The sequence below is a fragment of the Subsaxibacter sp. CAU 1640 genome (assembly GCF_023156585.1).
Taxonomy (GTDB): Bacteria; Bacteroidota; Bacteroidia; order Flavobacteriales; family Flavobacteriaceae; genus JBPOFM01.
The window spans coordinates 106,345-133,264 of sequence record NZ_JALNMI010000001.1; the positions used below are offsets into that span (position 1 = coordinate 106,345).

20 protein-coding genes are annotated in these 26,920 nt (G+C 36.5%); 2 read left to right on the forward strand and 18 right to left on the reverse strand.

The features are described from left to right. Window positions 1–35 precede the first annotated feature (35 nt). From M0G43_RS00435 to M0G43_RS00465, 7 genes are all read right to left on the reverse strand, one after another. Window positions 36–938: a geranylgeranylglycerol-phosphate geranylgeranyltransferase gene (locus tag M0G43_RS00435; RefSeq protein ID WP_248022523.1), complete on the reverse strand. Its 903-nt coding sequence runs from the start codon at window positions 936–938 to the stop codon at window positions 36–38. Window positions 939–948: 10 nt separating this feature from the next. Further along, window positions 949–1,878 (reverse strand): mevalonate kinase, encoded by a 930-nt coding sequence (locus M0G43_RS00440; protein WP_248022524.1) that lies wholly within the window; start codon window positions 1,876–1,878, stop codon window positions 949–951. Window positions 1,879–1,915: 37 nt separating this feature from the next. Beyond that, complete coding sequence (mvaD, locus tag M0G43_RS00445) at window positions 1,916–2,998, reverse strand: diphosphomevalonate decarboxylase (protein WP_248022525.1); 1,083 nt, start codon at window positions 2,996–2,998, stop codon at window positions 1,916–1,918. Between the two features lie 4 nt (window positions 2,999–3,002). Beyond that, a complete protein-coding gene (locus M0G43_RS00450) occupies window positions 3,003–3,536 on the reverse strand; it encodes a DUF1697 domain-containing protein (protein ID WP_248022526.1) in 534 nt (177 codons plus the stop codon). Then, window positions 3,529–4,740 (reverse strand): NAD(P)/FAD-dependent oxidoreductase, encoded by a 1,212-nt coding sequence (locus tag M0G43_RS00455; RefSeq protein WP_248022527.1) that lies wholly within the window; start codon window positions 4,738–4,740, stop codon window positions 3,529–3,531. The genes M0G43_RS00450 and M0G43_RS00455 overlap by 8 nt, the downstream gene beginning before the upstream one ends. Further along, window positions 4,737–5,414, reverse strand: coding sequence for a glycerophosphodiester phosphodiesterase (locus M0G43_RS00460; RefSeq protein ID WP_248022528.1), 678 nt, complete (start codon window positions 5,412–5,414; stop codon window positions 4,737–4,739). The genes M0G43_RS00455 and M0G43_RS00460 overlap by 4 nt, the downstream gene beginning before the upstream one ends. Before the next feature lie 402 nt (window positions 5,415–5,816). Next, window positions 5,817–6,677 (reverse strand): acyl-CoA thioesterase, encoded by an 861-nt coding sequence (locus M0G43_RS00465; RefSeq protein ID WP_248022529.1) that lies wholly within the window; start codon window positions 6,675–6,677, stop codon window positions 5,817–5,819. 120 nt (window positions 6,678–6,797) lie between these two features. On the opposite strand from M0G43_RS00465, the gene M0G43_RS00470 reads away from it, so the two are divergent. Continuing rightward, the gene (locus tag M0G43_RS00470) at window positions 6,798–7,601 is read left to right on the forward strand and encodes a hypothetical protein (protein WP_248022530.1); all 804 of its coding nucleotides are present in this window, start codon (window positions 6,798–6,800) and stop codon (window positions 7,599–7,601) included. 3 nt (window positions 7,602–7,604) lie between these two features. Here the strand turns inward: M0G43_RS00470 and M0G43_RS00475 are convergent, their stop codons facing one another. The 5 genes from M0G43_RS00475 to msrB form a co-directional block, all read right to left on the reverse strand. Next, window positions 7,605–11,312, reverse strand: coding sequence for a metallophosphoesterase (locus tag M0G43_RS00475; RefSeq protein WP_248022531.1), 3,708 nt, complete (start codon window positions 11,310–11,312; stop codon window positions 7,605–7,607). 48 nt (window positions 11,313–11,360) lie between these two features. Next, window positions 11,361–12,302, reverse strand: coding sequence for an L-histidine N(alpha)-methyltransferase (locus M0G43_RS00480; protein WP_248022532.1), 942 nt, complete (start codon window positions 12,300–12,302; stop codon window positions 11,361–11,363). 1 nt (window position 12,303) lies between these two features. Then, window positions 12,304–13,449, reverse strand: coding sequence for an ergothioneine biosynthesis protein EgtB (gene egtB, locus M0G43_RS00485; RefSeq protein ID WP_248022533.1), 1,146 nt, complete (start codon window positions 13,447–13,449; stop codon window positions 12,304–12,306). A gap of 193 nt (window positions 13,450–13,642) precedes the next feature. Next, on the reverse strand, window positions 13,643–14,185 hold the full coding sequence (msrA, locus tag M0G43_RS00490; protein WP_248022534.1) for a peptide-methionine (S)-S-oxide reductase MsrA: 543 nt from the start codon (window positions 14,183–14,185) through the stop codon (window positions 13,643–13,645). 4 nt (window positions 14,186–14,189) lie between these two features. Then, the gene (gene msrB / locus M0G43_RS00495; RefSeq protein ID WP_248022535.1) at window positions 14,190–14,636 is read right to left on the reverse strand and encodes a peptide-methionine (R)-S-oxide reductase MsrB; all 447 of its coding nucleotides are present in this window, start codon (window positions 14,634–14,636) and stop codon (window positions 14,190–14,192) included. Window positions 14,637–14,781: 145 nt separating this feature from the next. On the opposite strand from msrB, the gene M0G43_RS00500 reads away from it, so the two are divergent. After that, on the forward strand, window positions 14,782–16,059 hold the full coding sequence (locus M0G43_RS00500) for a Pycsar system effector family protein (protein WP_248022536.1): 1,278 nt from the start codon (window positions 14,782–14,784) through the stop codon (window positions 16,057–16,059). Here the strand turns inward: M0G43_RS00500 and M0G43_RS00505 are convergent. The 6 genes from M0G43_RS00505 to M0G43_RS00530 all read right to left on the reverse strand — a co-directional run bounded on the left by M0G43_RS00505 (window position 16,056) and on the right by M0G43_RS00530 (window position 26,898). Then, window positions 16,056–18,434 carry a GAF domain-containing protein gene (locus M0G43_RS00505; protein ID WP_248022537.1) on the reverse strand — a complete coding sequence of 793 codons (2,379 nt, stop codon included), beginning with the start codon at window positions 18,432–18,434 and terminating at the stop codon, window positions 16,056–16,058. The genes M0G43_RS00500 and M0G43_RS00505 overlap by 4 nt on opposite strands. 146 nt (window positions 18,435–18,580) lie before the next feature. Continuing rightward, entirely contained in the window at window positions 18,581–20,011 is a 1,431-nt protein-coding gene (locus M0G43_RS00510) for an alpha-amylase family glycosyl hydrolase (protein ID WP_248022538.1), read from the reverse strand. Window positions 20,012–20,021: 10 nt separating this feature from the next. Further along, window positions 20,022–21,686 carry an alpha-amylase family glycosyl hydrolase gene (locus M0G43_RS00515; protein ID WP_248022539.1) on the reverse strand — a complete coding sequence of 555 codons (1,665 nt, stop codon included), beginning with the start codon at window positions 21,684–21,686 and terminating at the stop codon, window positions 20,022–20,024. Continuing rightward, window positions 21,683–24,067, reverse strand: coding sequence for a TIM-barrel domain-containing protein (locus M0G43_RS00520; protein WP_248022540.1), 2,385 nt, complete (start codon window positions 24,065–24,067; stop codon window positions 21,683–21,685). Before M0G43_RS00520 ends, M0G43_RS00515 begins: the two co-directional genes overlap by 4 nt. Continuing rightward, a complete protein-coding gene (locus tag M0G43_RS00525; protein WP_248022541.1) occupies window positions 24,068–25,042 on the reverse strand; it encodes an alpha/beta hydrolase in 975 nt (324 codons plus the stop codon). Continuing rightward, complete coding sequence (locus M0G43_RS00530; protein WP_248022542.1) at window positions 25,039–26,898, reverse strand: glycoside hydrolase family 13 protein; 1,860 nt, start codon at window positions 26,896–26,898, stop codon at window positions 25,039–25,041. Before M0G43_RS00530 ends, M0G43_RS00525 begins: the two co-directional genes overlap by 4 nt. Window positions 26,899–26,920 lie beyond the last annotated feature (22 nt).

The following is a 26,920-nucleotide window of genomic DNA, read 5'->3' on the forward strand; positions in this document are numbered from 1 at the left end:
TAAATTACTATTTAAGATTTTTAGGATAATGATTTTCAAATACGATTGAGAACAACATTGACGTCAATCAGAACAATGCTGAAAACACCTGCTACAATGATAAATTTAAGAATATTGTGCAAAATAAGATAATGAATCTTCGTTCTCGATTTCCATAGAAACAAAAGAAATATAAACAAAAGAAATGCACTTAAATAGAAAAAATAATTCATGTAGCCTACATTAAAATAGCTCACCAATAACACCGTTGGAATCAAGGTCAAAACAACCAAAATAGTCAACATCTGTTTGGAAACTTTTTCACCATATAAAATAGGTATCGTATGATAGTTCTGGACCAAATCGCCTTTGATGTTTTCCAAATCTTTCGTCAGTTCTCTCATTGAAACTATCAAAAATAGAAACATTGCGTGCACAAAAATCACACGTTCAAAATTCTGATAATATATAAAAATGGCGAAAAATGGTGTTATCGTCAATATTGCTGAAGTAAGATTCCCAATAAATGGCATCTTTTTAAGCTTATGGGAGTAAAACCAAATACCAAATATGTAAGCCGAAAAGAATATGACGGCATTGAAAGATACATAACTGGAAAATATTACAGCCAAAAAATTCAACACAAAATAGAATGACAATTTTGTGTTCTGACTGACCAATCTATCGAGCATCGACTTGTTGGGTCGATTGATCAAATCTTTCTCTGAATCATAAAAATTATTGATGATGTAACCAGCTGCAATCGTTGATGCAGAAGCCAATACAAGCATAAACAAGTTTAAGTCCAAAACTACTTGTCGCAATGGCTTGTCGTGAGCCAAGATGTAAATAGACGTTAAATATTGTGCAATGACAATTATGAGAATGTTATAACCTCTAACCACAGAAAACATACTAAAAAACTTTAGTAGTAAATGTTTTTGTCTTCTGGATAACATATTAAGAAGTTTAGAAGTTGTAAACCACTTCTAACTTGTAATTTGCCAATGAGGCTTTAGCTTTATCTATATCTTCCGTGAAACCAAGAATGTAACCACCACCACCAGAGCCACAAAGCTTCAAATAGTAATCATTGGTTTCGATACCTCGCTTCCAAAGTTCGTGGAATTCTTGAGGAATCATCGGTTTGAAATGATTCAATACAACTTTTGAAAGTTTTTTGGTGTTGCTGAACAAAGATTTTACGTCACCTTTCAAGAAATCGTCAACGCAGGCATCTGTATGTTTGATGAATTGGTTTTTCAGCATTTTACGGAAACCTTCTTGTTTCATATTTTCCATAAAAATGCTCACCATTGGAGCAGTTTCACCAATGATGCCGCTATCCAATAAAAATACAGCACCTTTCCCATCCGTTTTTTGCGAAGGAATGCCTGTTGCTTCGATATTGTCTTTGGAATTAATCAAGATTGGAATACTCAAATAACTATTCAAAGGGTCCAAACCAGATGATTTGCCGTGAAAGAACGATTCCATTTGGGAGAAAATAGACTTTAAGGTCAATAATTTCTCACGTGTCAAATTCTCTAAAACGGTGATTTTATTTTGAGCATACTTATCATAAATTGCTGCTACAAGTGCACCACTACTACCTACACCATAACCTTGTGGAATAGAGGAATCAAAGTACATTCCTGCTTCAACATCTTTTTCAAGGGATTCCATATCGAAAGTCACCAACTCTGCGTCAATAGACTTCAAATATTCTACAAACTTTTTGAGGTTGGCGTTAGACTTTAAGGCTACTTCAGATTGAAGACCATCCGTTTTTAATGCTCCATTGTAAAAATTGTAGGGGATTGACAATCCTTTGGAATCCTTAATGATTCCGTATTCTCCGAAGAGTAAGATTTTTGAGTAAAAAAGCGGTCCTTTCATTTATTTAGAGCAATTTCCTTATCAAATATACGTAATTTTATTCAATTCGGTTGGCGCCTAGGCCTATTTGGTCGCAAATATAATGTCCATTTTGACAATATCCAACTAACTCACTTTTAATAAATTCCAGTATTTTATCGGATTCATTTTGCGGATAGAGCAAATGAACATTGGCACCAGCATCTAATGTAAATCCAAGATGCAATTCTGTGTTGTTTCTAAACTCCCAGATTTTATTGATGATTTGTAGCGTATTTGGCTTCATCAATATAAAATATGGCATACTTGTCATCATCATAGCGTGAAGTGTTAGCGCTTCGCTTTCGATGAGTTTGATAAACGAATTGATGTCTCCAGACTCCAGAATGGGTTTTAGAAGTTTGATGTTATGATGTGCTTGTTGAAAACGCTCTTCTGCAAAGGGATGATTGTTCATTAGATTATGCCCAACGGTACTACTGACTTGCTTCTCGCCTTCATCGACCAATAAAATGGTGTCTTGAAAATTCTTGAAGTTGTCGTGAACTTTGTATGGATATTTTATTCCGAAGAGGTCTGAACTTTGTTCTATTTCATCGGTTTGTCCCCAAACGATAAGATCTCCTTCGATACTGCGACAGGCTGATCCTGAACCGAGACGTGCCAAAAATGATGCCTTACGGTTGAATTGATCATCTGACAGTGACGGTTGCATTTGTTTTTCGATGGATATCAAACATAAGGCCAAGGCACTCATTCCGGAGGCTGATGATGCAATACCTGAACTGTGCGGAAAGGTATTTTTTGTCTCAATTTTGAAATGATAGTGCTTCAAAAAGGGAACGTAGGCTTCTATTCTGGTGAAAAAGGTGTTTATTTTCGGTTTGAAATCGTCCTTTTTTTCTCCATCCAAGAACACTTCAAACGAAAAATCATCGGTTTCTTCTTTCTTTGTGAAGGTTACCGAAGTGATGGTCTTGCATTTATCCAACGTAAAACTTATTGAGGGATTTTTAGGGATTTGATGTTTCTTCTTTCCCCAATATTTTATAAGTGCGATGTTACTTGGAGATTCCCAAGTGACTTTTCCGTTTTCTAGATTGAACGCATACGGTTCTGGAATGAATAGTTGTTCTGTCATAGTGTTACTCTGCCGACAAAGATAGGAGTTTTAGCATTGTATTGTAGTTTCTTGATGTGCCGATGACCTTCAATTTTCTTTCGAATGTATTCATATTGAATTTTGACTGGCCATACCCATTGGCACTGTAAAAATAAAGACAATCGTTCTTGATGATGATTTCTTCACCTTCATCATACGAAATGGATTTTGCTTCCTTTACCAATTCATCCGAAGGTTTTTTGTTGAACATAACAAAATAACTTTTTTCCTTCGCTCCTTTTTCAAACGGACAATCATCCAATACTTTTTGAAGGTGCTTATTCGTCTTGACAATTACGGAAACTTCAAAACCGAAATGGTCTTTGATACTTTCTTCCAATTGCTTTTGAATTTTCGATTTATTTTCAAAAGATTGAAGGATGACATTGCCACTCTGGATGTAGGTTTGAACGTTTTCAAACCCACTTTTTGTAAGCAAGGCTCGAAGGTCTGCCATTGGGACTTTCTTATGTCCACCGACATTGATGCCTTTCAATAATGCAATGTAGTTATTCATTTGTGATGGCGTTTGCTATGATGTATGCACCTGTCCACGCGTTCTGAAAATTGAAGCCTCCGGTGACGGCATCGACATTTATGATTTCACCAGCAAAATACATTTTTTTATGAAGCTTGCTTTCAAAAGTCTTAAAATTGATTTCTTTTAAATCGATGCCTCCTGCGGTGACAAATTCTTCCTTAAACGTACTTTTACCATTCACTTTGAAAACTGCTTGCGTTAATTGCGACGCCAAATCTTCCAATTGCTGTTTTGTAAGGTCGGCCCAGCGAATTTCACTATCCATATTTGCCGCATAGACGAGCTTTTGCCACAATCGTTTGGGCAATTCGTATTGTGGAAACTTCATTACCGTTTTTTTGGCGAGCTGTTGTTTCAATTCTTTTAAATCATCGAACGCATCATCTATTGATTTGCGAATGAAATTGATTTCAATTGAAAAATTATAATCCTTTTCGGCCAACTCAATGGCTCCATATGCCGATAGTTTAAGGATTGCGGGCGCGCTCATCCCTACGTGCGTTATGAGAAGCGGTCCTTCACTATACAAATCGGTTTCTAGAACTTTTATCTCGACATTTTGCGCCACCACACCAGGAATATCAGCAATGCGATCGTCTTTTATATTAAATGTGAAGAGCGATGGAACAGGCGACACGATGGTATGCCCAAAAGATTGCAGCATTTCCCACATCTTTTTGCTGCTTCCTGTTGTCAACACTAAATGTTTCGCAGAAAAGGTAGTTTGTGAGGTTGTGGCAATCCAATGTTTTTCCTTTGAAATGGATTTTAGCGTATGATTATAAAAAACTTGAATGTTAAGACGCTTGGCTTCGTTAAGAAAACAGTCAATGATGGTTTGTGATGCGTCTGTTATGGGAAACATTCTACCATCTTCTTCAGTCTTTAGAGGAATTCCACGTTTTTCAAACCATTCTATGGTATCAAACGTCATAAATTGATGAAACGGACCAAGCAATTCCTTTTTGCCACGAGGATAATTTTCTATTAATTCAGAAGGAATAAACTCGGCGTGCGTGACGTTGCATCTTCCACCGCCAGATATCTTTACCTTTTGCAGCCCTTCTTTGTTGCGTTCGATGATTGCGACCTTAAGATCGGGGCGTTTGTCCGCAATATTGATAGCTGCGAAAAAGCCAGCAGCGCCTCCGCCAACAATAAGGACATCTACGTAATTCATAAACGGTCTGGTTTGTCTGAAATGAGGCCATCTACGCGGTAGAGCTTCATCTTTTTGATTGTATCTTTCATATTTGCAGTCCAAGCGTTGACTTTGTAACCGTAATAGTGTGCTGCCTTAACACCAACTTTAGATGTGACGGACGTATGCGGGTGTAAATATTTTGCATTGACCTTTTCGGCAATGAGAATGGCCTCATCGATGCTTTTTATAGTAAGAACAGCCAACTGAAAGTTCGGATCGAGGTCTGAAACGATTTCCAATTCTTTGAAATGAAAGCTTGAGAGCAAAATATTTTCGTATTGGTACTTTTCATCTTTAATGTACTGCTGTAAAAGCTCCACTGTAGGCTTTGCGGTGTCCTCACCTTTTAATTCGATGTTCAATAAGCATCTTGCATTGAGATGGTCTAACACCTCAACGAGTGTTGGGATGCGGTATCTATCACCAACAAGCAAATATTTAAGCTCTTTAAGTGTCCAAGTTGCGATTTCGCCAGAGCCGTTAGTCATTCTGTCGAGTGTGAGGTCGTGGTGCACAACGAGTTCTCCCGATGCGCAGAGATGAACGTCTATTTCGACACCATCTACGCCCAATTCGAGCGCCTTATCGATGGATTCGAGGGTGTTTTCGGCTACATAGCCTGCTGCACCTCTATGACCAATTTTTAACATAGTGGGTTTGTGGTTTGGTTTAAGGTTATTTGTTGTTGTTTTATGATGTTTAGCATTGTAAGTAGCTTGTTCAAGATGTAAAACTGTCTATTCAACATTTGCAGGTAAGTTTTCAAGATGTGTAGGTGTCCATTCAACATTTGCAGGTACGTTTTCAATATGTGCAGGTGTCTATTCAACATTGTTTGCTCCTCATTCAACATTGTTTGCTCTTCATTCAACATTGTTTGCCCTCCATTCAACATAAAAAGTATCGCGTTCAGACTTGAGACTATATGTATGGAATAGGATATCTTTCATATCTAGAATTGAATTTACATCATTATTCTGTTAAAAATCAAACTCCATTCAAAAAATATCATCATTACTTATTTCACTATCAAATTTATATACCTCATCAAACTACATAGGACGCATCAATCCTTCTTGCGCTACCGAAGCGATGAGTTTGCCATCTCTTGAAAAGATATTTCCTTTTGCGAAACCACGTGCGTTAGACGTATTGGGCGACTCGATGGCGTAGAGTAGCCAATCGGTAAAATCGACATCACGGAAATACCACATAGAATGGTCTAGGCTGGCTGTTTGTGTGTTTCCCCAATGTGCTTTGCTGGCGTGACGATTCATAGCAGCTGCCAAGATATTATAATCTGAAATATAGGTGAGGATTTGTTGCTTTTCGGAAAGTGTGAGCGCTGGCACGTCGCCCTTAAGCTTGAACCACACATTTGTAACAGGCGGTAAATCTTGTTTATTTAAAGGATTTGCAATCTCAACAGGTTTAAATTCCACTGGACGTGGAATTTCCATAAAACCTTTGGTGCGTGGTGGAATGGCTTCGCCAAATTTGTGAAGCATATCTGTCCAGCTTAAAAGTTCGTCTGGCTGTTTGATACCAGAAGGTATTGTGATTTGATGGTTATAGCCTTCTTCCTTTTTATGAAACGATGCGGATAGAATGAAAATAGTAGTTTCTTTTTGATGAGCTGTCACTCTTCGCACTGAAAAGCTTCCTCCATCTCTAACGATGCTTACATTGTAAGTTATAGGAAGCTCCAAATTGCCAGGCTCCAGAAAATACGAGTGCATACTGTGAAGCACTCGACCGTTATGAATGGTTCTTGAAGCCGCGTTGATGGCCTGCGCCAATACTTGGCCTCCGAAAACGTTGGGACTACCTACTGTTTTGCTGATTCCGCTAAACTCTGTGTCGTTGATTTGTTTTAAATCTAGAAGATTGAGAAGGTCCTTAACTGAATTCATTTTAAAAACACATTTGATACCATCAAAACTATTAAAATGTGGTTTGTATTGCTAGAAATTTTATAAATAGTTTAAGACAATAAGTTTTTGATTGGTGTCATATCCCTGTAATTTTAACCTATGACAGTATATCAACTATTCATTACGGCATTATTGTTTTGGTCTTGCGACACTGGGAAGCTTACCTTGGTTGCAGATATTCCCAACCATTTAAAAGAGGTTTCTGCTGCTGAAGTTGCACCAAATTCTAATTTGATTTGGGTCATTGAGGACGCTGGGAACGACAATCATTTGTATGCATTGGACAAAAATGGCAAGGTTGCGAAAGATTTGACAATCCTTAATGGCGAAAATGAGGATTGGGAAGATTTGACTGCGGATGATAACGGGAATATTTATATAGGTGATTTTGGAAACAACTCAAGAAAGCGTCACAACTATAGCATTTTTAAGATTACTAACCCTGAAAAAGCCGACGACAAAGTGACTGCAGAACATATCGACTTTAAACTTCCAAAAGGCACAAAGGATAGGGATTTTGAGGCTTTTTTTGTGAAGGATGACAACTTTTATATTTTCAGTAAGGAAAACAAAGAAGGAATTTTGATAAAGGTTCCAAACCAAGAGGGCAGTCATATTGCGGTAGTATTGACCACATTTGAACTTGATGGAAAACACAATAGAATTACTTCTGCCGATATTAGTGCTGACGGAAAAACAGTTGTGCTACTTAACCACGACAAACTTTGGGTTTTGAACAATTTTGAAGGCGATCAATTTTTTAAAGGTGATGTTGAGGCTTTAAGCTTTGAACATAATTCTCAAAAAGAAGGTGTCTGCTTTAAAAACTCGACAACCGTTTATCTCACAGATGAAAGAAATGGTGGTGATGGAGGCAACCTTTATCTTTTTGATATTGATTAGTTTTTAAAAATTTAGTCCGAAGCCAAATGACATCCTCAAGCCGTCTTCACCATTAAACAGGTTGAATGTTCCTGAGACAGTCTCGGCAGCCGTGAGCCAAAAACCTCCACCATAATCGTTGTGCCATTTATCTGAAAAATCATTTTTCAACCAAACACGTCCAATGTCACCTCCAACAAATATTCCAAACTGAAGCGGAAGTATTCTCGTTTTAAATGATGGAAACCCATACCTAACATCAGCACTACCAACTAGCGAGTTTCTACCTGTAAAACGTTCATTTCTATAACCTCTTAAACCATTAGCACCTCCCAAATTTGAAGCTTGATAAAATATGAGATCTTCCCCAATTCTTATCTGTGTTCGCAAATCAGTTTTTAAGACAAATTTTCTGTCTTTGGATAATGCGTTGTAAAAGCCAAGATCAGAATTTATATAACCAAAAGTATTTTTGGTTTCTTTAAATTCGGTTTTGCCACCAACCAATAAAGAGAAAGTCATTCCTTTAGCAGGATTGAGTCTATTGTCAAAACTTTCGTATTGATACTCTGCCTCCAATGCCCCAAAAAATCGTCTATCATAAAAAGGATGATTGTCTGGCGATACTAAATCGGTTATAAAGCGTCCGTCATTATTCCCCAATTCAACACCCTCTAATACAGCTCTAAAGCCATAGTCACCACCAAAGCTACCTTTTTTCACAACTCCCAATTTGGCCGCATAGATACTAGTCCTGACCCTATTGTAATCAAGACCCAAATCATCATCATTATTGACTGTTTCATTACCATAGCCAAAGAAGTTGTTTGCAAAATTTTCGCTTGTAAATCTACCACCTATGTGTAAATTCCAATCATCGGAGATATTTGCAAACTCACCATCATAGTTAATATCGAAACCATTAGTTGCAAAAAAATAGCCTCCCCTAAAATGATGTTGTTGAGAAAACGGGTTTCTTTGAAATCCTTTTTTGGTTGACACATATGAAATTCCCAATAGAAAACCATTATCAGGATTATATCCAAAACTTGGAGTAATAGTGGAAGATGAAGTGATGTTCTTTTGAAAATCGAATAAATTTAGGTTATAGTTGTCTGAAAATTTGATTCGAGCACCTTTATTCTTCTCGATAGTATTGTTTTTAGTTTTATGATCGTATACTTTAACTCTTCTGCCGTTTTCAATGATATATGTATCATTTTCTTGACCTCCAATAATCCTAATAAAGATTGGATTGTTGGCCTTTCCTTTAACTTCAAAAACATCTTTATCATCCAATCCATAAACCCACATTTCCTTAACAATATCTCTATTGTAAACCTTGTCTAAAATGACCTCTCCCTTCTCACCATCCTTTATTCTTGAAATTTTAACATGTGTCTCTTTATCGCCGCTTCTTGTAATCTCAAAATAGTCGTCCTTGTCTGATCCTTTGATAATTACCAAACCATTGAGATAATCATAATAGCGCTGTGCGATATCCTGCAAATTACCTCTACGCCCTTTTAATTTCTCTTTAATATCTGCCAAGGATTCATCTTGGACTTCTTTAGGAACTTTAGAAAAGGCTTTTTCGATAACCTCATCTGTAATATTATCTTGAAGAAATTTTGCTTGTTTCAACCAAGTCTCAATATTTGACTGTTGAATCAACACCCTATCTAATTTAACTCCTGCACTATTCATCCATCTAATGTCTTTCAACTCGGCATCATAAACTTGAAGTTGATTAGTAGCACCAGAAAGTACTCTTAAAACATCCAACAGTGCTCCATCAAAATTAGAAAAAACCTGATCTCTATCTCTTGGAATAGGTCTGTAAAGCTTATCTCCGTTTGGTTGATCAAACTGTGCCCAACGCCATTGGTCTTGATGTCGATCCCAATCTCCTATGAGCATATCAAACAGACGTGCTCTTATATATGCATTTTCGTCAATCTTATATTTTTCATCTTTTCTGATTTTCTCTATGATGTCATGAGTACTCTCAATATCGTCAGCATATCCAAAATTACGTTCGTTACTATAATTCTCTTCAGGACGCTCTTCAATCATGTACAGCTCACCACCATATTCAGAGTTAAAATCACCTAAATATTTATGTTTGGGAATATAAAAAAGTTGGGGATTGGTATGAAACAATTTTGCCGCATGGGATAGATCTGGGATGGCTAAAAAAGCATAAGGATGTGCCGCCGTATAAAAATCCAAGATCAGATTTTCAACTTCAGTTTGCTCAAAATCATCCTGAATATAGGTATCCTTGAAAACAACGGCCTGTAAATATTGGGTGGCGCTTTTTCTTAAAGCTCTCATGTTTAAATCCTTGCCGTCTTTGGTTTTTAATCTCAAAGATCGAGTTTGATGGCCACCACCTTTTCTAACAATTTCGAGACCTCCATATAAAGTGTCTAAAGTTGCAGCTTGCACCTTAATTTTTTTGCTGTAAAGATTTCGGTATCTCTCACCAAGCAGCGTCTCATAAAAGCCTTTTTTATCGGTTTCTTCATCAGTATAAACCGAAACTTCAACTTCATTGGGGAAAGAATCAGGAAGTTTAGAGATATCAAAGTGTTTGGTAGGAGGATATACTTCTTTTTGAAAAAGTAAGTGTGGCTCACCACCTTCGGCCCCGAAATATTGTACCCAGGAGCTGCCATCCTTAAAAATCGTGTATACTGCAAACCCTTGTTTACCATATGAAAAATGACCGTTATCAGCCAAATTTGCGTAAGATTCTTTGGAACCTGAACCACTTACAATTTGTTTTATATACTGCGTTTCTATGTATTGCAACGTATGTTCATGGCCAGAAACAAATGTAATATTTCCACTTTCTGTTGCCAATGTTTCCAATCTCTTCATTAAATTATTGTACAATTCATTATATCGATCCTGAATGGAAATACCACCTTGCGTACGAATTTGAGCTACTAAAGACGATAAAATTGGTAACGGAATATTGCTTTGTGTAGGGTAGAGATGCTTGTTAAATGCAAACTGACCTCCATGAACTCCGTTTGTGAACATTGGATGGTGCATTGCAATTACGATTGTCTTTCCCTGGGCCTTTTTAATTTCTCCTTCCACTTCAAGCATCAAACGTTCTCTTGTTTTGATTTCACATTTGTCATTAATAGTTGGATGATGATTCCAATTTTCAAGATACCACTGTGTATCAATAATAATCAATTGAATAGTTTCACTTACGTCTATACTTTCTAAAGGGCAGCCATTTTTTGGAAGAAAGGTATCATCCCCTAATGCTTTGGTGACATACTTTTCTTCATCTTCCAATCCTATCAATCCATCGGCATACCATTCATGGTTTCCAGGAATAAATATTGTTTTGCCCTTAAATCCTTTAACAGATTTAAATTGGGCATCCATATGATTCTCTGCTTCCTTGCGATAACTATCATTTTTATTTGGCATACCTGCTGGATAGATATTGTCACCCAGAAAAATTGCAAAGCCATCTTTAGTTTCTTTTCCTTTGAGATACTTTTGAAAAGCATTTAAACCAGACGACATACCATCAATTGGTGAAATCCCAGCATCACCTATCAAATAGAAAGTACGATCAACTTCTTTATTTGGGAATTGATTTGTTTCGTCTTCTTCGTATCTCAACTGCGGCTTGTAGGTGGCACAAGCATTAAAAATGAAAAATATTAGAACTAAAATAATTATTTTGTTAGAGGTGCTCATACTTAAATTTTCGTTAATCGTATCAATCAATTTATCCTCAATGAAATTTTATTTCTTTTCCCAAAGGCTGTCTGTGAAATAATGTTTGCAATCTAAAAAATGTTTATTTACATAAAACCCCGTTTTCGTAGCGAGCTCTTCTATTTCTTCAATTGAATATTTTTTAGACAACTCTGTCCAAATTAATTCATTTTGATCAAATGTGATAACTCTATCGAGTTTTTTTAGATGTACTTCTTGTTTTTTCAAACTTACCAGAAAGCTTTTCACTTCACCTGAAATAGCATCATATTGACAATAAAAATCAAAATCATCTATCTTAAAATCGGCATCAAATTCTCTATTGATACGAATCAATAAATTCAAATTGAATCTTTTGGTAATTCCGCCAGCATCAAAGTAAGCTTTCCTCACGACTAATGGGTTTTTTTTCAAATCGATACCGATCAAAAGCTTATCGCCTTTTTTCATGTTCTGATTGAATAAACGCAAGAGCTCAAAGGCATCGTCTTCCAAATAATTACCAATATTACTTCCTAAAAATAACAGCAAGTTTGGAACATTACTGAATCTGTCTTGTTTAAGGATTTCAAAATAATCGCCAACCTCTGGTTTGACAACTAAATTTGGTAAGCGGTCATTTAAACTTTTGGTGAGAATATCCATTGCTTCTTGCGAAATATCAATCGGCACATAATGGCAGTTTATTTGATTTTTCTGCAAATATTCCAACAATTTATAAGTCTTAAAACCATCACCTGCACCCAATTCGATGATATTGAAAGGTTCAGAAAATTTAAGTGCTTCATGTATTTGATTTGCTTGCAACGACAGAATTTCAAATTCTGAATCTGTCAAGTAATATTCAGGCATTTTCATTATTTCCTGAAAGATATGACTGCCATTGTCATCGTAAAAATATTTTGACGGAAGGTGTTTTTCTTTGGAAGTAAGCCCTTGAATGATGTCGTTTGCAAATGTTTGGTCCATGTTATTTAACAAGTCTAATTCCAGAAAACATCCACCGTAAGTTTGGATGAAAAAAATTTCTGTATGTTTTTCTGCTATGATTTTGAGGAGTGGCAATTGAAGCACCTCGCAGCACCATTTGGTTGACCATGAATTTACCATTGTATTCGCCAATGGCGCCTTCTGGCTTCTTAAAATTAGGATAAGGCAGAAACGCGCTGTTGGTCCATTCCCAAAGTTGTCCGTAGCTTAATTTACTTGATGCTACTTCCCACTCAAATTCGGTTGGAAGGCGCATTCCTTTCCATTCGGCAAATGCCCAAGCTTCATAAAAACTAATATGAGAAACGGGAAGATTAAGGTCGACCTTCTTAAAACCATCGTACGTATAGGCACACCAATCGTCATTCCATTTGTGCCAATATAATGGTGAGTTGATATTTTCATTCTTTATGAAATCCCAACCTTCAGCATGCCATAGATTAAAATTGTCATAAGCTCCAGATTCTATAAAGTCGATGTAATCAGCATTTGTAACAAGCTGATTCCTGATTTCAAAGCCATTTAAATAAACTTTATGATGTCCTAGCTCACAATCGAAATGAAAACCTTTTCCATTGAAGCCTATTTCATAAATCCCTTCTTCTATTTTAATAAATTGTGGATTGGAAGTAATTGCATCCAACTTAACATCAGACTTAAAATTGGGAAAGGTTGGCTGATGACCCAAAATATACTTGATGTCGTAGTGAAATAACTCTTGATGCTGCTGCTCGTGCTGAAGACCGAGTTCGACAATATCATTTATCTCATCTGATGGATTCTTATTTAATAATTCTATCACATTTTCATCTACATAAGCCCTATAGTTTCTTACCTCGTCAACAGTAGGCCGCGTCATCAATCCTCGATTAGGCCTTAAAACACGATCTCCTGCGTTGTTATAATAGCTATTGAACAAATAGGCAAAGTCTTCATCAAAAACCTTATAACCTTCCTTAAATTTTACCAAAACAAACTGTTCGAAAAACCACGTGGTATGCGCCAAATGCCATTTGGGGGGCGACACAAACTCTGCTGGTTGCACTGAATAATCCTCATTTTGCAAAGGCTTGCAAATTGTGATAAAGTCGTTTCTAATTTGGATATATTTTTGATTAAGTTCCATTTACTTTTTCGTAAGAAATTATGCCTTTTTAATACAATGTATTTTCAGCTTTTCAAATTGTTATCCTACACATAACTATACTCTAGAATAAGGATTGATTTCGATAAAAAGACCAAAGTTCTGATGTTGTAAAAAAAGTAATAATATAAAAGCCCAATTGACGTAATCCAAATAAAAGTTGACTGAATGTCATTTAAGTCTTCAACTTATCAGCATACAGCTTACGAAGTTTTGCCAATTTTGGGGTAATTACAAAACTACAATAACCTTGTGTTTCATTATTTTGATAATAGTTTTGATGATAATCTTCGGCTTCATGAAACTTCTCCAAAGCAGATAGTTCTGTTACTATTGGTTTGTCAAAATATTTCGACAATTCATCAATTGTTTGTTTTGCCAACTCTTTTTGAGAGTCATTATGAAAATAAATAACTGAACGGTATTGAGTGCCGACGTCGGCACCTTGCCTATTCAGCGTTGTTGGGTCATGTGTAGTCAAAAATATCTCAACCAATTCTTTATAAGAAATGACTCTAGAATTAAACGTGATCTGTACTACTTCAGCATGACCTGTCAATCCTGAACATACTTCTCGATAGGTTGGTTTTCCTGGAACCTTTCCGCCAGAATAACCAGAAACTACCTTCTCTACTCCTTTTACTTGTTGAAAAACTGCCTCCGTACACCAGAAGCAACCGCCTCCAAAAGTTGCAGTTTCTATAGCTTGACTGGACATATCTTTAATTTCTATTTAATTTAATGGATTCTGAATTAACGCAGTAACGCAAACCACTTGGCTCTGGACCGTCAGGAAAAACGTGCCCTAAATGAGAATCGCAAACATTGCACATCACCTCAACACGAACCATCCCGAAACTTACATCTTTCTCATACTTTATAGCATTTTCTGCAATAGGTTGTGTGAAGGCTGGCCATCCAGATTTAGATTCATATTTAATTGTGGAATCAAACAACGGTTCATCACAGCAAACACAACTGTATTTTCCCGCATCGTAAACACTGCATAAAGCACCAGTGCCAGGAGCTTCAGTTCCTTTCTTTCGAGTTATTCTATATTGTTCAGCTGTTAAGATTGATTTCCATTCCGCTTCTGTTTTTTCAACCCTTCTATTTGGTTCTGGATTACCATTTACGGCAAAGTCGATGACATTTTTCCAAGTGAGCATAGTATTATTTATTTGTTTTTAAAGTTAAAAACTAATTACACGATTTAGTCGTCTTTTAACGTTTTGTCTTACAATTCGTAGCGATTGGAGCAATCTATTTATCTAAATTTTTAGTAATTTGCTATGTCATATTTAACCTAACGCAATGTCTCAACTTATAGAAAAAACCGACAAGTTTGTATTTGATTTGTTTAAGGAGCATCTTCCTAATACATTTATCTATCACAACTATACACATACCAAAAGAGTACTAAAGAGCGTCAAAGAAATTGTTGATAACAGCAACATCAGTTCAGAAGATTCGGAAATTGTTCAGATTGCCGCACTACTACACGATGTTGGATATATCAAAACAAGAGAAGGTCACGAGGAAGAAAGTGTAAAAATTGCCACTGAATTTTTAAAAGAGCAAAATGTTCCTCAAGAAAAAATTGACGCTATTAATGTGTGCATTTTGGAAACCAAATTCAAGGATGTGCCACATACAGAAGTTGGTAAAATAATTCGTGATGCAGATGCGTCTCATTTTGGCAAGGATTACTTTGACGAAGCCAGTGAATTTTTAAGAAAAGAGCTTGAGCTACAAGATGTGAAAACTTATTCATCGAATGAATGGTTGGAAGAAAATATTAAAGTACTTTCGACCAAGCATCAATATTTCACTGATTACGCGCTTAAGAATTGGCAAGGACAAAAAGAAGAAAACCTGACATCCTTAATTAAAAAGAAAAAGAAAGAGAAAAAGAAACTTAAAAAAGAAGAAACTAAAGCAAAGTTAAAAGCGAAATATAAAGATGAAAGTCCAGAACGTGCCATTCAATCTTTTTACAGAACTGCTTTGAGAAACCATATAAAGTTGAGCGACATTGCAGACACTAAAGCTAATATCCTATTATCTGTAAATGCAATCATCATCTCTTTGGTCTTGGCTAACTTAATTTCAAAATTGGATACGAATCCGTACCTTACTTATCCTACGGCATTGTTTACATTGGTAGGTGTCATATCAATGATTATGTCTATCATTGCCACAAGACCTAATATTACAAGTGGGCAATTCACTAAAGAAGATGTTGAGAACAAGGAAGTGAACCTTACATTTTTCGGTAACTTTCATAAAATGGAACTTAAGGAATTTGAATGGGCTATCGACGAGCTTCTGAATGACAAAGAATACGTTTACAAATCAATGACAAAAGATTTGTATTTTTTAGGTAAAGTTTTAGATAGGAAATACCGTATTTTAAGAGCAACATATACTGTTTTTATGGTTGGTATTATCCTGTCAGTCATTGCTTTTGCGGTAGCCTTAAAAACAAATCCTGGAGCTGATATTAAAGATGTTTTGGAACCAGAAACAGGCAACATTTATAAAATTGAACCAAGAAGTTTCGAAGCAGATTCTGACGTTTTATTTGCTTAAGCTTTCAGTTCATTAATCAAATCATCATAGGTATAGAATTTTTCTTCTTCGCCTTTAGAATGGTACAAAATGGGAACTCTTATGGCTTTCAACCCAGTAACACCTTGAAGGTCTTCCAATTCTACCAATTCAATTTGCTCATCGAGCACATGTTTTGATTGAAGGAACTTGATGTATCTTAAATATTCTTCTTCGTCTGCTTTTTGCGAATAAATTATTGAAATTTTACCCTTTTCGGTAATGCGCTCTTTGGTGCCTTTGATGAAAGCTTTGTCTACCCGCTTTTTCACAACTTCATAACGGGCGTTATAAGTACCGTTGACATCAAACTGTTTTTCATCCATTCGAAAATGAATCGACATTGGCTGATTGAATACCAAAATCATAGATGCAACATCAAGAGAAATTGGATAGTTCTTCATGTTCTGGTAATATTCACTTTCCATTTCGCACATCACTTGAAGCTGCCACAACCTTAAATTATAAAGATAGATTTCATTAAAGCTTTCTTCCTTTGTTATTGCCTCGCCAATATACATGTTGTGTTCAACACCGTCAGTTTTATATCGTTCAAAATAATGAGGATACATTTTTTGTGCTTCAACCTGTTTTGAGTCTATCAACGATGACATGTTTTTGTTGATGAGCGCTATAGTATCATCATAGTTTTTTCTGTAATAATAGATAACGTTTAAATTACTATCAATTTTTGAAAAATAATCAGAAATAGCATCCTTTGCTTTCAATTTTTTATCCATCAAAAACTTCAAAACAGGCTCTACTTCTTTTTTCAAGAAACTTGTTATTTCGTGTTCGCTATCGACTTTAAAGTTCTCATCAAGTTCTTTCTTGAATGTATCCAATTGAAATTTCAATTGTTCATATATTAAAAGCTTATCCTCTTTGATTATTTGGTCCATAATTTTACTCACCAAATTCAATTGTAATGATAAATCTTTTTGTGTTGCCAAATTTCTAGCATCCGAAGAGCCTTTGACATCAATTTGACCGAATAAAGGATAAACATTTTCAAAACCAATTTTGCTGAACGCTACATTTGACCCAAACTGGCGTTGATCTTTTACGAATTTTCTGGCTGCCTCTTTAAATTTCCATACCACACTTGGGTGTATCGATGTACATTCTTGCTGGATGATAGCCTCTATTAAATTTTCTTCTTCGGCTTTAGAACGAAGTACAGATGAAACAATATAAGGCATTACATCCGTAAGCTTATTGGCATTGACACTATTAAGTTGTTTTGGCTTTTTGGATACAATTTCCAAAACACCTAACAATTTTCCTTGATTGGCTATCGGTGCCAAAATAGCGCTTTTGATCCCTTGATCGTGAAATATTTTATAGAAATTGTGGCATCCTGATTGACCATAGTATTTCTCAACATCAGAAATGCAGAAAAACGTATTATCATCAATTAAAGCTTTATAGGATTCATCGCATAAGGCAGATTTACAAGATTCCATATCTTCATGAAACAGCAAATAACTCTCAATTCCCTTACCAACGATTCTTTCAAAAACTTGATCTTCTTCATTATAAATTACAAATCCAACATTCAATCCTTTAATATTAAATAATGACTCAAATGTAGTCTGAAGATTCCCTATAAAATTTTCATCTTGACGTTTTCCGGAAACCAACAGACTCGATTTTATTTCTGAAATCGCCTTATCGTCTGTCACATCAAACATATTACTTATGACAAATCCTTTGAAAATATAACTGTTTGGAGGAAACTTTTCTTTCCATAATTCCATATCATCAAAAGCATCCAACAATTCATTGAAATCATCTTCTGTTATTTCCGGAGCATCTTCAGTTCGTACGATTTCAGTAAAATCTGCATTATATAGAATTTTATATGTATGCAATACGCCATTGATGTCGGGTATTTCATAGAAAAAAGGACGCTTAAAGTCTACCTTATAGCCATAATAAAAATTTAAAATGATGACACATGCCACTCGATACTTATCATCTTCTGGCATGTTTTTAATGGTTAAACTGTAATCCTCCCCAGCATTTTTGATGATTTTCCTAAAACGTTCAGACGAGTTAAAGATTAAATCATGATAAGGTACAGATGCCGTTTTAATTTCATTCGTGGCTAGGACGGGTGAAAACAAATCTTGAAGAATAAAATGAATTTCCTTTTCATAGGTTTTTAAAAGAGACACATCACTAAAACCGTTTCTCAACACAGGAATCTCTTTTTGAATTGACAAAATCTCTTTGGCTTTAGATGCCGTGAAATTGTCATCGCTTTCAGCAAGAAGTTCGTAATGCTGTAGAAGCTTGTCAAAACTAACTTTGAGTGTAAAAGGTGATTCTATATTGTCATTTAAATCTTTCATTCTTCAAATGTCTCTATCCAAATTTACAAAATAATATGTTAGACGAAACAAGTTGAAATATCTAACAACAAGATAAAATTTGAATAAAAAAAGCCCTAATTCATTTCATAGGGCTTTAAACAACAATCGTATAAGTACTGAAAAAATTATTTCATAAGAATGTGGTATTCCCACGGTTTAAGAGTTATCTTTCCATTTTCAGCCGAAAATGCTTCTCCTGTCATGTAATCTTGCACTCCCTCTACATAATCTGAATCAAATGTTTGATTCGACTTTGAAAGGTTGGCTAAATAACCTACAGTCGTACCGTTATGATTTCTTGTAAACATAACGACATTATCATTTCCAGTCTCAATTCTCCCAAAATCTGCTCCTATTTCACTATTCGCCAAAGCTGGATTGGTGTTTTTCAAATTGCCAAGCTTCTCCAATAATGGCCACATCTTTCCTTTTGTTTTTGGAATTGAATCTTTTTCGAAAAATTTCAAACGATGGTTCATATCATACTCCATTCCTGAATAAATCAATGGCATACCTGTTGTCATATAGGACAAAGCGAGCATTGCAGGTGCAGCATCACCCATTCGTTCGCCAATAGTGCCGCTCCAAGAATTTTCATCGTGATTTGTAATGAAATTCATCATAATATCATTTTTCTCATATTTACCATCACGCTCATCCAAATAGGTGTACCAATCTTTAGCTTTATTCTTCCCTTGTGCAATATTGTTCATCATATGATGACCATCCCAAGCGTAACCCATATCAAATAGATTTCCCTTGAACAATTCTGGTTCCCAAGCTTCGGCGAGCATAAAAACATCTTTGGTACTTCTCAATTGTGGTATTGCATCTTCCCAAAAATCCAACGGTACCGAACCAGCGACATCACAACGGAAACCATCAACGCCTTCTTCTCTAACCCAATACTGCATATCTGCAATCATTTGTTTGCGCATCTCTTGATTGTCATAATTCAAATCTGCTGTGTCAGTCCAATCGGTTCCTGCAGGATGTGTGATGTTGCCATCAGCATCTTTTGTATAAAAATCTGGATGGTCTTTAATCCAAACATGGTCCCAACCAGTGTGATTTGGTACCCAATCCAAAATAACGAACATTCCATTATCGTGAGCGGTTTTTACCAATTCCCTGAAATCTTCAATAGTTCCAAATTCCGGATTGATTTTGGTATAATCAGCAACGGCATAGTAACTTCCCAAATATTTTGCTTGCTCTGCTTCTGGAAAATCGGTTGCAAATTTGCTGTCTGGTCCTCCTGTCGCTTTTCTTTTGGTTTCACTGATTGGAAATACTGGCATCAGCCAAATGACTTTGACACCCAATTGTTTCAATTGAGGAATGTCTTTTGTGAATTCGTCAAAATGCCCTGAAGCCGAATACTGTCTGATATTTGCTTCATATATGACACCTGTATTGATAACGTCTTTTGTAATTGTCGGAATGGAATCTGTTGATTCTGCCGTGACATCTTCACCTTCATTCATATTTTTTTTGTCGTCTTTGCAAGCCATAAAACTACTTGCAATCAATAAAGTCAGAATTAGTTTTTTCATAATATTGTGTTTATTTTATCGCCTCTAAAAGCACGATGGTTTCTTTTGAATCTATGTTAATTTTTCCGTTCGTAACTGTGGCATTCATTCCTGAATATGCATCTCGTAATTTTTGTCCTTCATTAAAAACTGATGATACATCCAATTCTTTCATTCCGCTAGGTAAATCCAATCCAACAACCACTTTGTCAGAATAGTTGCCATTTGAATACTGTCTTTTGAAGACATAAGGCGATTGTGATATCATTTCGTGAACACCTGCACCTATAGCTGGATGATTTTTTCTGAATTGACCCAACTTTTGCCAATGAGATAAAAGCTTATTAGTTTCTTCATTGTTTTTCACATCATCCCAATTCATAAAAGAACGTAGCGTCGCATCGCCAACGGTTTCTTCAATCACGAGCGAACGTGCGGATTCATCGCCATAATATGTTTGAGATGTTCCTGGAGCCAAAAGCAATTTTGTGGCCGTTTCATAAGGTTTTTCACGATTGCCATCATAGGGTTGGCCATCATCGTGCGATGCCAAATAGTTCAGCAATCCGTAGTCTTTTAAATCATTATGAAGAACGGTTGAATATCTTGAAAAAAGCGTTTCATTGTCTTGCTGCAATGCATTCCATTTGAATTCAAAATTGATAAGGCTTTCAAACGCATTATCAAAATAATTTATTTTCGTTCCACCCAAATCATAGGCTTTTCCGGCAGAGATACCATAACCATACACTTCACCAACCAAGTAAAACTCATTATCATCCATCACTTTGTCAGGATTGTCAGTTTTGTATTTTGAAAAAGCAAAATCACATTCTTTTTTGAACTCTTGCCAAACGAACTCCTCGGTATGCTTCACAGTGTCTACACGATAACCATCAATACCAAAATCTGTGATGTAATCGGTCAACCATTTCATAATGTAAAATCTTGGTGCTCTTGGATGACCAGTTCTTTCAAAGAAAGCGTCCAATTCTGCGACTTCTTGGTCGAAGCGACCTTCTGCTTTCCATTTTTCAACCAATTGCGGTGGCAACTCCACATTATCATTGCTTTCCGTTTTGATATCTGGAAGGTTTTTAACAAGGGTACAGGTTATTGTTGAATCATAAGTGGTGTAATCGCATTGAGGCGATGTTCGAACCCATTCGTCAGGCCAAACAGGGTCTTCTTCTGTAACTGGTCCTGTATGATTGATAACGGCGTCCAATAACACTCGAATTCCCCTTTTGTGAGCTGTATCTACCAATTTCTTCAAATCATCAGCAGTACCATAATTCGGGTCGATGGCTGTCCAATCTTTTGCCCAATAACCGTGAAAACCGTAAGTAACACCAGTGCCTTCGTCAGTTCCTCCGTGAATTTGCTCGACGATTGGTGTCATCCAAATAGCATTGACACCCAAATCATTGAAATAACCTTCCTCAATTTTTTGTGTGATGCCTTTCAAATCACCTCCTTCAAAACCACGCAACTTGCCTGTTTCCTTTGTTCTGTCAAAATTGATATCATTTGAAGTGTCGCCATTATTGAATCTATCGGTCAACAAAAAATACAGATTTGCTCCTTCCCAAACGAAAGGTGTTTCAGGCTTTTTTTCAGCTGTGTTTTTTTTTGGGTTTTCAGCACAACCAAAAAGAACTATAGCGATTAATATGATGGTTAGATAGTTTTTCACTTGGATAATTTTATTTCGATTTCAGATGTTTTACTGGTATTCCATAGCATCGGAATGGTCAAGGTTTTTGAAGTATCGCTCCAATTGACACTTGATTTTTTTCCGTCGATTTTGATGCCTTTTGGCTTGCGTAAAATGTTATGAATTATGATTTCTATTGACTTTTCAGAAGCTGTATAATTCTTCCCAATTTCTGCTTCAAATTCCAGTTCCAACCCATTCTTTTCAAGCTCACTTTGAAAATGCAACAATTCATAGGCACCATTTTCATAGGCATTCGGTGTTGCTCCATCATCATTGTAAAGTTTCCCTTTGCTTTCAGCCACAGAACTATCAAAGTAATAATGTAATTCAATCGTATCTCCTTTATATTCCTTTGTGCTTTGCATAGGCTTTGCCATTGGAATAAAAGCTCCAGCTCTTACATAAGTTGGAATATATCCTTGATGCGTTTTGACTGTTTTGGTAGTTCCGCCTTCAAATTCTTCATCTGTATAATAGTCAAACCAAACCTGATTTTTCGGAAAATAAATATCCTTTGAAGTCACACCAGATTTCATAATTGGTGAGACCAAAAAAGCATCTCCCCAAAAATATTCTGAAGCATCATTTTGAAGTTTTTGTGTATCATCTTCAAAAAACAGAGGTCGCATCAAGGGCTTACCTTTTTGATGGTTTGTAAATGCCAACGTGTAATTGTAGGGCAATAATTTATAGCGCAGTTCAATTGCTTTTTTAGCCAACGCTTTTGTTTTCGGTTCCCTGAAAACAGGTTCAGCAGGCACTTCTTCTTGAGCGTGAGGTCGGTAAATAGGCTGAAAAACTCCATACTGCAACCAACGCGCATAGAGTTCATCGTCCAAATTATTTCCAGCAAATCCGCCCAAATCAGAATGCATATAAGCCAAACCTTGCATTCCCATTTGAAGAGCTATTTCCGGTTGACTTTGCAAACCTCCCCAACTTCTATTGACATCGCCAGACCAAGGCATCATTCCAAAACGTTGCGAGCCAGATGAACCAGCACGCATCAATATAAACGGACGCTGACTCGGAAAATCTTTTTGATAACCTTCGTGAATCAATCTCGCCCAATCGTGACCATAAATATTATGAACTTCATCAGCCGTTCCTGTAGCGTGAAGCAATTTCGACGGATGCACTTCTGGCTCTCCTAAATCGCCCCAGATTCCAGTCACACCCATATTTGCGAGGTCTTTGTAAATATTCCAGAACCACGATTTTCCTTTCGGATTATATATATCAATCAAACCAGTATTCCCGAAATAAAAATCAAATTTGAAAGGATTTCCAACGGAATCTTTTGCCAAAACACCCTTGTCAACAGCCTCTTGCCATCTTTTAGATGTGGTCAATACGAAAGGTTCAGTCACCAAAATGGTATTGACATTTTTGGACTTTAAATCCTTCGTCATTTGCACAGGGTTTGGAAACGAATCTTTTAAAAACTCAAGATTTCCCATATGACCTTGAATATCCTTTCCAAACCAGAAAATATCAATGATTATGGCATCCAACGGAATTTCTTCATCTCTAAACTTTTGAACTGTGGCCTCGACTTCCGCTTGCGTGTGATACCCAAATCGGCTGGAAAAATTGCCGAGTGCCCAACGCGGAGGCATCGGTTGCTTGCCTGTCAAATCGGTATAATTATCCACAAGGTCGTACCAAGAATCACCAACCACTACCTGATAGGTTTTGCGACCAGAAATGGTTTCGTAAGTAAGTGTATTGTTCTTTTGACTATCCAAATCCAAAAAACCAATTGGCGCATTGTCAAAATGAATCAAATATTTATCTGAAGACAGTACAATTGGCATCGTATAATTCATCAATTCAGAATGTGTTTCATAACCATAATGTGCTCGATTGTAGAGTTGTAAACGATGGCCACGACGGTTCATTCCAAGGGCTCGTGCGCCTCCACCATAGAGAACTTCCTGGCTTTTGACATTAAACTGAATAGTTTCCAAACTATCATTTTTCACATAACCCATTTTTTCTGAAATGATGGGTTTTCCTTTGTAAGCATAAGAAATTTGGAACGGTTGTTTTTGAATTTTAATGGAAATCCCATCAGTTTTTAATTCATAAGAATTTTCACTTTCAATGAAATCCGTTTTTATCATTTCCTTCTTAAGAACAACTGCGTGAGACGACGGATTGAAGGTTTCGCCATTTGGAATATAACTTGTTTCGATGATGAATTGATTGTATGGCACAATCCTGTAGAGACCATCATTTACCTTAACCTCAATCGTATTATCTTGTTGGCTAATGGATTCGAAAGTTCGTTTGGGATTTTGGGCAAATCCAAACTGAATCAACAAAACCAATATGATGGAAATAAAATGCTTCATTTATTTTTTCAATAAAAATTCAAAAGGAATATGTAATCGCTTTTGCCAAGCCAATTCGGAATGGTCAGCACCTTCAAATTTTAGATTTTTGAAATTTGTGGCATCGTATCCCTTGTCTTTATAAATTCTGTCAACCGTTGATGCATATTTTGGATAGAATTTGTCCAAGGCTTCTGTGCCATAATCGAAGTAAAGCCTGTGGTTTTTAGGCGAAGGTGCATTATCTTCCATATACTCAAAAAAGGAATTTGCCAGCAAATCGCTATCATTTGGATTGCCTCCTGGCCAATGTGTAGAAAGACAGGCTGCGCCTCCAAAAACCTTTGGATATTCAGAAATAGCATACATTGATATTAATCCACCCATACTCGAGCCAGCCACATAGGTGTTTTCTCTATCGGTCAAGACTGAATAATTTTTGTCTACATACGGCTTCAATTCTTCAACCAAAAAGCCTAAATAATTATCAGAAGTCACAGAATCGAAACGCATATTGTTGTCTTTCGCAACTTGTACCAACGAATCTTTCTGTCTATCTGTCAATGCTTCAAAAGGTTTCTGCGGAAAATATTCGCTGTGACGCAACTCGTTGATGTTGAAAGGTGCCACGACGATAAAGTCCTTTACAATACTATCGTTCATCAACCTAGTCGCCACCTCATCGACCATCCATTCCTGTTTGTTCCAAGTAATGCGTGCATCGAACAGCATTTGTCCATCGTGCATATACAAAACGGCGTATTTTTTGTCCTTGGAATAGTTAGAAGGCAACCAAATATCGACCTTTCTAGGAGGAATAAAATTCGACGGAAAGTCATCAATTCGCAACAAAGTTCCGCCCGAGAAATCACCTTCAATAGTATCTGTTACAACGTTAGAAGTATCAGCTGGTTTTATATTTTTCTTTGCTGAATGGGAATCGTTTTTGCACGATACAAAAAACAGCAAAGCGATGATGATAACAATGTTTTTCATTTAGTAGTCAAAATGATGCTTCCTTTATGGTTCAATGTCAATGTTTTTGGCCACATAAATTCTTCATCAGAGATTATATTCTTAACTTTTTTGCCTTCGAGACCAACTTCCTTAAATCGTGAAAGGTCGATTTCGATTGGCAAATCATTCTTGTTGATGATATGCACGACGATTTCATCATCCATAGTTCTGAACAAGGCATAAACACCATTATCAGGTGCAAAATGAACCGTTTTACCTTCGTGGATGGCTTTGCTATCTTTTCTGTAATTCAAGATTTTTTTGAGGTAAGATTGCATATCCTTTTGGTCATCGGACAAACCTTCACCTGTAAACGCATTTACAGTATCGCCTTCCCAACCTCCAGGGAAATCCGTACGAATCAGACCGTGGTCACCAGGTTTTGCAGTGTCATTCATCAAAATTTCGGTTCCGTAGTAAATCTGCGGAATTCGAGGCAGAACCAATAAATAACTTAAAGCCGTTTTTGTATCATTGACATTTTCATTTAACTGTGTGAAGATGCGACTCATATCGTGATTATCTGGAAATATCATAATGTCTTTTGGAGAGGCGTAGTGGAAATCGTTTGCCAAACCTTCGTAGATTTTCACCAAACCTTTATCCCATTGCTCATCTTCAGTCAATGCTTCAACAATCAGTCTTTGCATCGCAAAATCCATTGTAGACCTTAAATTTGACACGTAGCCATCACGATTGTTAGCGCCTTGTTGCCAATAACCAATCAATAGCGGATTGTAACTCCATTCTTCTCCAACGATACTGAAATTGGGATATTCAGTCATAATGGCGCCAGCCCAATCGGACATAAAATTCTTGTCAGGATAAGGATAGGTATCCTGACGGATGCCACCCAAACCAAGCGTTTCTACCCACCAAATACTGTTTTGGATGATATACTTTGCCATAAAGGGATTCTTTTGATTCAAATCTGGCATTGAAGAGACAAACCAGCCTGCATTCAACAATTCTCTGTCATAATTCGACGAATAAATATCTTGATTGCTTGTTCTTCTATGATTTGAAGTTTTTAAATCGCTTTTATTGGTGAAATCTTCCTGAAAATTCACCCAGTCCTTAAACGGTAAGTCCTTCATCCACCAATGCTCACTTCCGCAGTGATTCGCCACTTGGTCCATTACCAACTTAATTCCTTTTTCTCGTGCTTTGTCTGCTAATTCTCGATATTCTGCCAAAGTTCCAAAACGAGGGTCCACTTGATAAAAATCGGTCATTGCATAGCCATGGTAGGATGCTCTTGGCATATCATTCGTCAATACAGGGCAAGGCCAAACTGCTGTAAAACCCATATCATCAATGTAATTTAAATGATTGATAATTCCTCTTAAATCGCCGCCATGTCGACCATAATCATTTGTTCTATCTATGGTTTTTTCCTTTAAATTTTGAAAGGTATCGTTCTTTGGATTTCCATTGGCGAAACGGTCTGGTGTGATTAAATAAATGACATCACTGCTATCAAAACCAACATACGTTTCAGGCGATTTTTCCCTTTCTTTCAGTTGATACGGTTGTTTGACTTTTTTACCGTTTTTCAGATTGAAAACAATGTCAAATATCCCTGGTTTGGTCGATTCAGAAATAGCCAAATCAATAAAAAGATAGTTTGGGCTTTCACCAGAACTCACTTTTTTGACCGTCAATCCCGGATATGAAATTTCAACTTGCGCACTGCCAATGTTGTCATGTTTCACCAGCAATTGCAATTCAGTGTTTTTAAAACCTATCCACCAGTTAGGTGGTTCAACTCTATCTACTTGTGAAAAAAGTGTCATACTAATTAAAGATAATAGAATTTGGATTAGTTGTTTCATTTTTCCTGTTTTAGATAGTTTA